This window comes from Phaeovulum vinaykumarii (assembly GCF_900156695.1).
In the GTDB taxonomy this organism is placed as follows: Bacteria; Pseudomonadota; Alphaproteobacteria; order Rhodobacterales; family Rhodobacteraceae; genus Bieblia_A; species Bieblia_A vinaykumarii.
On sequence record NZ_FTOM01000001.1, the window covers coordinates 520,395 to 532,685 of the forward strand.

The 12,291-nt window shown below is 69.1% G+C and carries 8 protein-coding genes; 6 read left to right on the forward strand and 2 right to left on the reverse strand.

The genetic code is table 11. The annotated features are described in order from the left end of the window. Position 1 precedes the first annotated feature (1 nt). Genes BW949_RS02485 through BW949_RS02500 form a run of 4 tightly spaced genes read left to right on the forward strand, consistent with a single transcriptional unit; the run spans position 2 to position 6,237 of the window. Positions 2–2,644 carry a DUF3141 domain-containing protein gene (locus BW949_RS02485; RefSeq protein WP_076363314.1) on the forward strand — a complete coding sequence of 881 codons (2,643 nt, stop codon included), beginning with the start codon at positions 2–4 and terminating at the stop codon, positions 2,642–2,644. A gap of 1 nt (position 2,645) precedes the next feature. Continuing rightward, positions 2,646–4,022 carry a bifunctional enoyl-CoA hydratase/phosphate acetyltransferase gene (locus BW949_RS02490; RefSeq protein ID WP_076363315.1) on the forward strand — a complete coding sequence of 459 codons (1,377 nt, stop codon included), beginning with the start codon at positions 2,646–2,648 and terminating at the stop codon, positions 4,020–4,022. A 14-nt stretch (positions 4,023–4,036) separates the two neighbouring features. Next, the gene (locus BW949_RS02495; RefSeq protein WP_076363316.1) at positions 4,037–5,314 is read left to right on the forward strand and encodes an acetate/propionate family kinase; all 1,278 of its coding nucleotides are present in this window, start codon (positions 4,037–4,039) and stop codon (positions 5,312–5,314) included. 56 nt (positions 5,315–5,370) lie between these two features. Next, a complete protein-coding gene (locus tag BW949_RS02500) occupies positions 5,371–6,237 on the forward strand; it encodes an alpha/beta fold hydrolase (protein ID WP_076363317.1) in 867 nt (288 codons plus the stop codon). 14 nt (positions 6,238–6,251) lie between these two features. Here BW949_RS02500 and lepA read toward each other — a convergent pair whose 3' ends face one another. After that, a complete protein-coding gene (gene lepA / locus BW949_RS02505; protein ID WP_076363318.1) occupies positions 6,252–8,051 on the reverse strand; it encodes a translation elongation factor 4 in 1,800 nt (599 codons plus the stop codon). Between the two features lie 188 nt (positions 8,052–8,239). On the opposite strand from lepA, the gene BW949_RS16990 reads away from it, so the two are divergent. Further along, complete coding sequence (locus BW949_RS16990) at positions 8,240–8,428, forward strand: heavy-metal-associated domain-containing protein (RefSeq protein WP_076363319.1); 189 nt, start codon at positions 8,240–8,242, stop codon at positions 8,426–8,428. A gap of 307 nt (positions 8,429–8,735) precedes the next feature. Next, a complete protein-coding gene (locus BW949_RS02515; RefSeq protein WP_076363320.1) occupies positions 8,736–11,237 on the forward strand; it encodes a GcvT family protein in 2,502 nt (833 codons plus the stop codon). 108 nt (positions 11,238–11,345) lie between these two features. On the opposite strand, the gene BW949_RS02520 is transcribed toward BW949_RS02515, so the two are convergent. Then, positions 11,346–12,182, reverse strand: coding sequence for a glycoside hydrolase family 25 protein (locus BW949_RS02520; RefSeq protein ID WP_076363321.1), 837 nt, complete (start codon positions 12,180–12,182; stop codon positions 11,346–11,348). Positions 12,183–12,291 lie beyond the last annotated feature (109 nt).

The window sequence follows — 12,291 nt, forward strand, 5'->3', positions numbered from 1 at the left end:
CATGCCCGACGCGTTCGAGATCTTCGACCCCGCCCGCCAGCCCGCGCTGCCCGCCCCCGCACTTGACGCGATGGCCGCGGGGACGCGCGCCTTCGAGGCCGCCCAGCACGAGATGACCGCGACCGGCGCGACCGCGCGCATCCTGATGCAGGCCGCCGCGCGCCACGGCGAGCGCATCGCCCGCACCCATTCGGCGCGCACGCAAGCCGGGCTTGGCGCGGCGCGCGATCTCGGCACGGCGATGGGCGCGGCACTGAGCGCGGGACAATTGGGCCTGTTCTGGGCCGATTACCTGCGCGACGCGGCCGAACGCGCGGTGCTGACAGCCGATGTTCTGCGCCAGCGCGGCGATGTCTTTCTGGAACACGAGGCCGCGGGCTGCCCGCCGGTGCTGGTCTATGACACCGAAGTGGTGATGGACGGCGCCGACCTGCCGCATCCGGCCAATTACGTGCTGTTGCGCATCCTGCCGCCCGAGGGCGTTGTCGTGAACCCGTGCCGCCGGCCCTATGTGGTGATCGACCCGCGCGCCGGCCACGGCCCCGGCATCGGCGGCTTCAAGACCGACAGCCAGGTCGGCGTGGCGCTCCGGGCCGGCCACCCGGTCTATTTCGTGGCCTTCCGGCGCGAACCCGAACCGGGGCAATACCTGTCCTACGTGACCCGCGCCGAAGCCGCCTTCGTGCGCGAGGTGATGCGCCGCCACCCCGAGGCCTCGAAACCCGTGGTCATCGGCAATTGCCAGGGCGGCTGGGCGGCGCTCTTGCTGGCGGCCACCAACCCCGACCTGACCGGCCCGGTCGTGGTCAACGGCGCCCCCGTCGCCCCCTGGGCCGGCATCGTGGGCGAAAACCCGATGCGCTATAACGCGGGCGTTCTGGGCGGAACCTGGATCCCGATGTTCCTGTCGGATCTGGGCGGCGGGCTCTTCGACGGCGCGCATCTGGTCCAGAACTTCGAGATGATGAACCCCGCGCGCACGCTCTATCGCAAATACACCGACCTCTTCCGCGATATCGACACCGCCGGCCCGGGCTTTCTGGAATTCGAGCGCTGGTGGGGCGGGTATTTCCTGCTGGCCGAGCCCGAAATCCGCTGGATCGTCGAACAACTGTTCGTCGGCAACCGCCTGGTCAAGAACGAGGCCCGGATCGAGCCGGGCCGGCCGGTCGATCTCAAGGCGATCCGCGCGCCGATCATCGTCTTTGCCAGCCACGGCGACAACATCACCCCTCCGCAGCAGGCGCTGAACTGGATCGTCGAGACCTATGCCGATGTCTCGGAAATCCGCATCCGCGGCCAGCGCATCCTCTACATGGTGCACGACCGGGTGGGGCACCTGGGCATCTTCGTGTCCTCGCGCATCGCGCGCAAGGAACACACCGAGATGGCCTCGACCCTCAAGACCATCGAGGCGCTGGCGCCGGGCCTTTACGAGATGCGCATCGAGGATGTCGAGGAACGCGACGGGCACACCCATTTCACCGTGGGCTTCGCCGAGCGCAGCTTCGACGATATCCGCGCGCTTGACGACGGGCATGACGACGAACGCCCCTTTGCCGCCGTGGCCCGCGCCTCCGAGGTGCAGGCGCAGGTCTATGACGCGATGGTGCGCCCGGTCCTGCGCAGCCTGGTCACCGACAGCGTCGCCGAGATGGGGCGGGCGCTGCATCCCCAGCGGCTGAGCCGGGCGCTGATGTCCTCGCGCAATCCGGCGACGGGGCCGCTGGCCTCGGCTGCGGAGAAGCTGCGCGAGACCCGCCGCCCCGCCGCCCCCGACAACCCCTTCCTGGCGGCCGAGGCGCTCTGGGTCGAGACCACCGAACAGGCCATCGACCTCTGGCGCGACCTGCGCGACATGAGCTTCGAGATCGGCTTTCACATGATGTGGGGCAACCCCTGGGCGCGCGCCTTCGGCCGCTCGCACGAGGCGCGGCGCACGCTCAAGGACGGGGCCGAGCTGCGCGCCCTGCCCGAGGTGACGGCGGCGCTGTTCAACATCGACCGCGGCGGCTTTGCCGAGGCCGTGATCCGCATGCTGATCCTGCTGGCCGACAGCCGCGGCACCGTGCGCCGCGACCGGCTGGAACGGTCAAGCCGGGTGCTGACCCGCGATGACCCCTTCCGGTCGCTGGGCGCGGCGCATCGCGCGATGGTCATCAACGAACAGACGTTGATCGCCAGCTACGAGCCCGAGCGCGCCATCGAGACCTTGCCGCTGCTGCTGAACACCCCCGAGGAACGCCGTCTGGCCGCAGCGGTGGTGCAGTTCATCCCCGGCGCGATCGAGGAAATGTCGCCGCGCACGCTCGAGCTTTTGCAACGGTTCCGCGCGGTGCTGGATCTGGGCCCGATCACCGAGGACGTGACCGAAGACCCGCTGGTCGGGGGCTTCGAGGCCGCGCTTGCAGCCTGGGCCGATCCCGCGCCGGAAATGGAGGCCGAGACGGCCCCTGAGACGGGGCCTGAGACGGGGCCGCACACCGCCGAAACGGCCGCGTCGAACGGCGCCGCCCCCACCACGCCCGCACCCGCGGCCCCCGAGCCCGCCACGCCCATCCCGCCCGCGCCCATCCCGCCCGTGTCCCGCAGCCCGCGCAGACCCGCCGCGCGCAAGCCGCGCCCCAGCTCGGAGGACAGCTGAGATGCATATGGTCAACCGGATCTTCGCCGAACTCCAGCCCGGCGAGCGCGCCGAACTGCGCCGTCTCGTGACCGCCGACGACCTCTATGTCTTTGCCGCGGCGTCGGGAAACCACAATCCGCTGCATCTGCCCGCCCATGACGGTTCGGGCGAAAGCCCGCGGGTCGCGCCCTCGATGTTCGTGGCCTCGCTGATCTCGGCGGTGCTGGGCACGCGCCTGCCAGGGCCCGGCACGCTCTATCGCCACCAGACGCTCGAGATGCTGGGCCGCGCCCATGCCGGCGAGGAACTTCTGGCGTCGGTCGAGGTGCTCGAGAAAAATCCCGACGGCACCGTGCGCATGGCCACCGAGGTGACGCGGGTCGGGGACGGGGCGCCGATCCTGCGCGGCGAGGCCGTGGTCGAGGCGCCCCAGACCCGCTTTGAATGCGCCGACGTGGAACTGCCCGGCCTCATCGTCGAGCGCCACCGCCATTTCGAGGCGCTGCTGGCCCGCGCCCGGCCGCTGCCGCACATGCCAACCGCCGTCGTCTGCCCCGATGACACCAATTCGCTGGAAGGCGCGCTTCTGGCCGCGCGCGAGGGGCTGATCACGCCGATCCTGATCGGGCGGGCGGCGGCGATCCGGGCCGCGGCCGAGACCTGCGGGGCCGATCTGTCGGGCGCCGAAATCCTGGACGTTCCGGGCCCCGACGATGCCGCGGCCGCGCGGGCCTGCGCGCTGGTCCACGAAGGGCGCGCCGCGGCGGTGATGAAGGGCCATCTGCACACCGACGACCTGCTGCACCCGATGCTCGACCGCAACGGCGGGCTGCGGATGGGCCGCCGCTTCACCCATGTCTTCGTGATGGATGTGCCGGGCCTGCCCGAATTGCTGATGGTCACCGATGCCGCGATCAACATCGCGCCCGATCTGTCGACCAAGGTCGACATCGTGCAGAACGCCATCGACCTGGCCCAGGCGCTGGGGATCGAACCGCGGGTGGGCGTTCTGTCGGCGGTCGAGACGGTCAACCCCGCGATCCAGTCCTCGGTCGATGCGGCGCTTCTGTCGAAGATGGCCGAGCGCGGACAGATCCGCGGCGGGCTGGTCGAGGGGCCGCTGGCCATGGACAATGCCGTCGATCTGGCCGCGGCGCGCACCAAGGGCCTCAAGGGCGCGGTGGCGGGGCATGCCAATATCCTGGTCGTGCCGGGGATCGACGCGGGCAACATGCTGGCCAAGCAATTGTCCTTCATCAGCCATGCCGAGGGCGCGGGCCTGTTGCTGGGCGCCAGCGTTCCGGTCATCCTGAATTCGCGCTCGGACAGCGCGATGTCGCGGCTGGCCTCCTGCGCCGTCGCGGCGCTGCATCACGCCGCGCGCACCACCGCCTGAGAAGGGAAACCGCGATGCCCGACGACACCCTGCCGCCGCCGCCCCGCCCCGCAGCGCGCACCGAAAACGGCGACGACCCCCGCGCCTTCCTGACGCTGAACGCGGGATCGTCCTCGCTCAAGGTCGCGCTTTATGGCGCGCGCGACGATCACCCGCTGGTCACCGGCCAGGCCGACCGCATCGGCCCCGAGGGCACGCTGACGCTGCGTGACGGCACCGGCCGGGCGCTCGAGATCGCGCCGGGGGATCTGGGCAGCCACGAAGGCGCGCTGGCCTGCGCCATCGCTTCGATCCGCGCCGATCTGCCGGGGCTGGAGCTGGCCGCCATCGGCCACCGCGTCGTGCATGGCGGGGCCGATTACACCGCGCCGGTGGTCCTGAGCGCGCCGATCCTGGACGACCTGGCCAAACTTGCGCCCTTTGCGCCGCTGCATCAGCCCCATAACATCGCCGGGGTGCGTGCCGCCATGGCCGCCTTTCCCGGCGTGCCGCAGGTGGCCTGTTTCGACACCGCCTTCCACCGCGGCCAGCCCTTCGTCAACGACACCTTCGCCCTGCCACACCGCTATTACGAGAAGGGCGTGCGCCGCTATGGCTTCCACGGGCTGAGCTATGAATACGTCACCGGCGAGGTGGCGCGCATCGCACCGCATCTGATGGCGGGGCGCATGGTGGTGGCGCATCTGGGCAACGGCGCCTCGATGTGCGCGATCCACCGCGGGCGCTCGGTGGCCTCGTCGATGGGGTTCTCGGCGCTCGACGGGCTGCCGATGGGCACGCGCTGCGGCCAGCTCGACCCCGGCGTGCTGCTCTACATGTTCGACCAGGAGCACCTGACCACCGCCCAGATGCGCCAGATCCTCTATAACGAAAGCGGGCTTCTGGGCCTGTCGGGGGGGCTGTCGAACGACATGCGCACCCTCGAGGCCGCCGACACCCCGGAATCCCATCGCGCCATCGACTATTTCGTCTTCCGCGTGCAGCGCGAGCTGGGCGCCATGGCGGCGGTGATGGGCGGCATCGACGCGCTGGTCTTCTGCGGCGGGATCGGCGAGAATTCCCGCGTCGTGCGCCGGCGCATCTGCGAACGGCTGGGCTGGATGGGGATCGAGATCGACCACGGGCGCAACGCGCAGGGCGCCACGATCATCTCGTCGGAATTCGCGCGCACCACGGTGATGATCGTGCCCACGCACGAGGATCTGGTGATCGCGCGGGCCGCGCGCGCGGCCGTCGGGATCGCGGAAGTCGGGATCACGGCGCCGGAGGACGCCGCCCCGACGCAAGCCTGAGCCCCGGCGCGCGCTTTGCGAGGGCAGGGCCGCGTTCCGCATGAGGGGGGAGAGGAATGCAGCATTTCCACGCCACCGACGGCGCCCGCCTGGCCTTCCGCGACGAGGGCCAGGGACAGCCCCTTCTGGCGCTGGCCGGGCTGACCCGCGACGGGCGCGACTTCGACTATCTGGCCCATCACCTGTCGGGCGTGCGGCTGATCCGGCTGGACAGCCGCGGGCGCGGCGGTTCGGACTGGACCGGGGCGGACAGCTACACCGTCCCCGTCGAGGCCGCCGACGTGCTGGCGCTTCTCGATCATCTGGGGTTGGCGCGCGCGGCGATCCTGGGGGTGTCGCGCGGCGGGCTTCTGGGGATGGTGCTGGCCGCGACCGCGCCCCGGCGGGTGTCGGGGCTGTGCCTGATCGACGTGGGGCCCGCGCTCGAACGCAAGGGCCTCGAGCGCATCGGCAGCTATATCGGCGTGCGCCCGCAGGTCGGATCGCTGGACGAGATCGCGGACCGGCTGCCCGCGGCGATGCCGGGGTTTCGCCATGTCCCGCCCTTTCGCTGGGCCGAAGAGGCCGTGCGCCATTACGTCGAGACCGATCACGGGATCGACCTGCCCTATGACCCAGCGCTGCGGCAGGCCTTTGACGCGGCGATGGCGGCGCCGGCGGTGGACATGTGGCCGCTGTTCGACGCTTGCGCGGACACGCCGCTGGCGCTGGTGCGCGCGGCCGGGTCGGATGTGCTGTCCGCGGCCACCGCCGACGAGATGCAGCGCCGCCGCCCCGACATGATCCGCGCCGAGGTGCCCGACCGCGGCCATGTGCCCTTTCTCGACGAGCCCGAATCGCTGGCCGCGATCCGGGCGTGGCTGGCCGCGCTTGATAGTGCCGGAGATCAGGCCGGAGACGGAAACGCCGAACGCGCGGGCTGAGCCCGCGCGCGCCGTCAGCTGTCCATCTTGAGCGCCGAGATGAACGCCGTCTGCGGGATCTCGACCTTGCCGAACTGGCGCATCTTCTTCTTGCCGGCCTTCTGCTTGTCCAGCAGCTTGCGCTTGCGCGTGGCGTCGCCGCCATAGCATTTGGCGGTCACGTCCTTGCGCAGCGCGGCAATGGTCTCGCGGGCGATCACGCGACCGCCGATGGCGGCCTGGATCGGGATCTTGAACATGTGCCGCGGGATCAGATCCTTGAGCTTTTCGCACATGACGCGGCCGCGGGCCTCGGCGCGGTCGCGGTGGACCATGATCGCCAGCGCATCCACCGGCTCGTCGTTGACCAGGATCGACATCTTCACCAGGTTGTCCTGGCGGTATTCGCTGATCTGGTAGTCGAAGCTGGCATAGCCCTTGGTGACCGATTTGAGCCGGTCGTAGAAGTCGAAGACCACCTCGGCCAGCGGCAGGTCATAGACCACCATCGCGCGCGAGCCGGCATAGGTCAGATCCACCTGGAGACCGCGGCGGTCCTGGCAGAGCTTGAGCACGTCGCCCAGGAAATCGTCGGGCACCATGATCGTGGCCTTGATCCGCGGTTCCTCGATGTGATCGACCAGCGTCAGGTCGGGCATGTCGGCGGGGTTGTGCAATTCGCGCACCTCGCCGTCGCGCATGAAGAGCTTGAACACCACCGACGGCGCCGTGGTGATGAGGTCCAGATCGTATTCGCGTTCGAGCCGGTCGCGGACCACCTCGAGGTGAAGAAGCCCCAGGAAGCCGCAGCGGAAACCGAAGCCCAGCGCGGCCGAGGTCTCCATCTCGTAGCTGAAGCTGGCGTCGTTGAGCGCCAGCTTCTCGATCGCGTCGCGCAGGGCGTCGAAATCGTTGGCATCGACGGGGAAGAGCCCGCAGAACACCACCGGCTGGGCGGGCTTGAAGCCCGGCAGGGGCGTGTCACAGCCCTTCTTCTCATGCGTGATCGTGTCGCCGACGCGGGTGTCGCGCACCTGCTTGATCGAGGCGGTGAAGACGCCGATCTCGCCCGGCCCCAGTTCGGCGATATCGACCATCTGCGGCTTCAGGACCGCCAGCTTGTCGATACCGTAGAGCGCGCCGGTCTGCATCATCTTGATGCGGTCGCCCTTGCGGATCACCCCATCCATGACACGGATCATGACCACGACGCCCAGATAGATGTCATACCAGCTGTCCACCAGCATCGCCTTGAGCGGCGCGTCGCGCCGGCCCTTGGGCGCCGGCAGGCGCTGGACGATGGCCTCGAGCACGTCGGGGATACCAAGGCCGGTCTTGGCCGAGATCGGGATCGCGTCCTGGGCGTCGATGCCGATCACGTCCTCGATCTGTTCCTTGATCCGGTCGGGCTCGGCCGCGGGCAGGTCGATCTTGTTCAGGACCGGCACGATCTCGTGGCCGGCGTCGATCGCCTGATAGACATTGGCCAGCGTCTGCGCCTCGACGCCCTGGGTGGCATCGACCACCAGAAGCGAACCCTCGACGGCGCGCATCGAGCGGCTGACCTCATAGGCGAAGTCGACGTGGCCGGGCGTGTCGATCAGGTTCAGCACGTAGGTATGGCCATCCTTCGCCGGATACTCGATCCGCACGGTGTTGGCCTTGATGGTGATGCCGCGCTCGCGCTCGATGTCCATGCTGTCGAGCAGCTGGGCCTTCATGTCGCGTTCGGCCACGGTGCCGGTCAGCTGGATCAGCCGGTCGGCAAGCGTGGATTTGCCGTGGTCGATATGGGCCACGATGGAGAAGTTGCGGATGCGATCAAGCTCGGTCATGGGCGCGCGTATAGCCGTTTGCCGAACGTCCGGGAAGAGGGATTGCGCGGGACGCGGTGCGCCAGATGCCGGCAAGCGGGGTTTCACGCCGGGGTGATGCCGAAAGGCCGCGGCACCGCTTGCGCTGGGCGGCAAGGGGCGGTTTAGGCTGGGGCGCGACACCAACCCGCTGCCCGGAGGCAATTCCCATGATCCTGTCCGTTCCCAACATGACCTGCGGCCATTGCAAGGCCGCCGTCGAAGCCGCCATCGAGGAAGTGGGCGGCAAGGCCGAGGTCAATCTCGAGGACCGCGAGGTCGAGATCTCGGGCCTGCCCGAAGCCACCGTGCTGGCGGCGCTGAAATCGGCCGGCTATGCGGCCGAAGTCATCGACTGAGCCGGGCCGCGCCGCCGTTCCGGGCCGGCCCGGACATTTCAGCCGCGCGCCCGTCGCGCCGAGCACCAAGGGGCGCGGGATGCGCGGGATCGGTCTTGCCGGGGCATCGAGCCCCGGCAAGACCGGCCTTTCGCGGCCCCCTCGATGGGGGCGCGAAAGGCTCTCCCCCCCTCGGGGAGCCGCTCCGCCATTCACAGGCGTCGCATGTCGCTTTCCCACCCTCAAAGGTCGGCTCGACATGTCCCGACCCGCCGCCCTCTGGCACAACCGAAGGGCAAATGAATTTCATCCAGCGGGGAATCGGCCGATGAAAACCCATGTCAGAGCCCTTGTCGTCGGCGGCGGCGCCGTCGGCTGCGCCATTGCCTATCACCTGGCGAAGGCCGGCTGGGACACCATGCTTCTGGAACGCGACGAGCTGACCTCGGGTTCGACATGGCATGCGGCGGGCCTGCTGCCGCTGTTCAACATGAACTATGCCACCACGCATATCCACAAATACTCGGTCGATTTCTACAAGACGCTCGAGGCCGAGACCGGCCTCAACGCCGGCTTCTCGATCTGCGGCAACCTGCGCATGGCGCAGACGCAGGAGCGGATGGACGAATACATGCTCTATTCGTCGGTCGCCGAGACCGCCGGCGTCTACCACGAATTCCTGACCCCCGCCCAGATCGCCGAGCGCTGGCCGCTGGTGCGCACCGACGACCTCAAGGGCGCGCTGTTCCACCCGCAGGACGGCTACATCAACCCCGCCGATGTCACCCAGGCCATGGCCAAGGGCGCCCGCCAGCACGGCGCCACCATCGTGCGCAAGGCGCAGGTGGACAGCTACCGCTGGACCGGCTCGGAATGGATCGTCTCGGGCCGCATGATGGTCGATCGCGGCGGCATGCTTCTGGCGGGCGAGGAAACCTTCGAGATCCACGCCGAACATGTCGTCACCGCCACCGGCAACCACGCCCAGCGCACCGCGCGCCTGCTGGGCATCAAGATCCCCGCCATCCCGGTCGAGCACCAATATATCGTCACCGAATCCGACCCCGCGCTGGTCGAATGGCGCAAGGCCGGCAACCCCGAACACCCCGTGCTGCGCGACGCCGACGCCAAATGGTACGTGCGCGAGGAACGCGGCGGCTGGATCCTGGGCCCCTACGAGCGCAATGCCCCCGCGCGCTTCCTCTATGACGTGCCCGAAAGCTTCCGCGCCGACCTCTTCCAGCTCGACCTCGAGCGGATCGAGGAAGAATACATGTCCATGATCCACCGGATCCCGACCTCGGAAACCGTGGGCATGAAGGACGATTTCAACGGCCCGATCTGCTACACCCCCGACGGCAACCCGCTGGTGGGCCCGGCGCCGGGGCTGCGCAACATGTGGCTGGCCGAGGGCTTCAGCTTCGGCATCACCGCCGCCGGCGGCACCGGCCATTACCTGGCGCAGCTGATGACCGCGGGCGAGGCCGAGATCGACATGGCCAGCCTCGATCCCAAGCGCTACGGCAGCTGGATGACCACCGAATATGCCGCGCGCAAGAACGAGGAATGCTACGAGCACGTCTTCATCCTGCACCACCCCGACGAGGAACGCACCGCCTGCCGGCCGCTGCGCACCGCCCCCGCCTATGATCGCCAGATCGCGCTGGGCGCGCAGATGGGTCAGGTCAACGGCTGGGAACGCCCGAACTATTACGGCCCCGTCGATGCGCCCGCCGATTTCGACCACAGCGCGCGCAGCTTCCGCCGCGGTGCGTGGTGGCAATATGCCAGGGCCGAGGCCGAGGCCGTGCGCGAGACCTGCGGCATCATCGATGCGTCGGCCTTCACCAAGCATCTGCTGCGCGGCCCCGGCGCGACCGCCTTCCTTGACCATTTCACCTGCAACAAGCTGCCCAAGGTCGGGCGCATCAACCTGACCTATGCACTGACGGATGCCGGCACCACCCGCACCGAATACACGATCGTGCGGCTGGCCGAGAACGAATATTACCTGATCTCGGCCGGGGCCTGGACCGACTATGACGCGGATTTCCTGATGAAATCGGCCGAAGACTTCATGGCCGCGGGCGGCGGCTATCTCGACATCCACGACGTGACCACGCAATGGGGCGTCTATGCGCTGGCCGGGCCCAACGCCCGCGCCCTTCTCAACGAGATCGTCAAGGACGGCGTGCCGGAGACGGTGCTGTCGAACAAGCGCTTCCCCTGGCTCAGCTGGCGCAACATCGAACTGGGCATGTGCCCGGTGCGCGCGGTCCGCGTGGCCTATACCGGCGAACTGGGCTGGGAGCTGCATTTCCCGATCGAATTCGGCCGCTACCTGTGGGATCTGATCTTCTCGGTCGGCGCGAAACACGGGCTGAAGCCGGTGGGCGCGCGGGCGCAGAACTGGCTGCGTCAGGAAAAATCCTATCGCGCCTTCGGCAACGAACTGGGCCGCGACGCCACGCCCATGGAGGCCGGCCTCGACCGCTTCATCGACCTGAGCAAGGACTTCCGCGGTAAGCAGGCGATGATCGACACCGGCATCCGCTCGAAATGCGTCACGCTGCTCATCGACGGCCCCGAGGATGCCGATCCCTGGGGCAAGGAGGCGCTGGTGCTGGACGGCGAGAAGATCGGCCGTCTGACCTCGGGCGGCTGGTCGGCAGCCTTCGACAAGCAGATCGGCATGGGCTATGTGCGCCCCGATCTGGCCGAGCCGGGCACGAAGCTGAAGGTGCGGATGCTGCGCCAGCTGTTTGACGCCGAAGTGGCCATCGACAGCCCGCATGACCCCGAGAACCTGCGCATCCGCAAGGACGGCTGAGGCCGCCTTCGGCACCGCGCAACACGAGCGGGGCGGCCCGGAAGGGTCGCCCCGCTTGCATGTAGCCCGTTTGTGTGTCGGCGCCCCGGCATGTCGGCCCGCGCTCAGTTACTGGCTGCGGCGAGCCAGCCAGGCCTGCCATTCCTCGGCCGAGCCGGCAAAGGCATTGAGATCGACATTGCCCGCCACGCCGGGCACGACGCCCGTGCCGCTATATTGCCAGAAGGTCCAGCGCGTGCCCGGATAGCGTTCGGCCGGATCCCCCGCGACCGAGCGCAGCCACATCTCGTAGCCGTCGAAATGCTGCAAGTCATTGTCGCGGAAGAAATCTATCGTCGTATAGATCACCGGGCGCGTGCCGTAATGATCGCCCACGATCGCCAGGAACCGGCGCATTCTGGCGCGGGTCTCGACGGCGGGCGGGCGCAGGCGACAGCTGGGCGAGGTGTGATTCCATTCGATGTCCAGAACCGGCGGCAGATCGCCCGCCTTGCGCGGGACATTGCGCAGGAACCAGCGCGCCTGGTCTTCGGGGCTGCGGCAGAAGTAATAGAAATGATAGGCCCCCACCGGCACCCCGGCGCGGCGCGCGGCCCGGGCGTTCATCTCGAAGCCGGGGTCCACCCGGTCGCCGCCCTCGGTCGCCTTGAGCCAGGCAAAGGCCACCCCCGCCGCGCGCGCCCGGCCAAAGTCGATCGGCCCCTGATAGCGCGCCGCGTCGATCCCGTGCACCGGATAGAGATCGGGGCGGTGGCCCTGCCATTCATGCGGGTCGGTGTCGCCGAACCGCGCGGGGATCCCCGGCGCGCGGTGATCGGCCGCCTGAAGCATCCGCGGATGCATCAGCCCCGGCGGCCCGCCCCGCCCGCCGCCCGCGCCCCCGCAGCCCGCGACAAGCCCCGCCGCCATCAGCCCGCCCAGCGCCCTGCGCCGCGATAGCTTCATGCCTGTTCCCCCTTCCGTCCCCTGGCCTGCCCCACTTGGGCTTTCGCCGGCCTGCCCCCCCCCTTGGGCTTTCGCCGGCCTGCCCCCCCCCCAGCGTCGGGCAGAATCG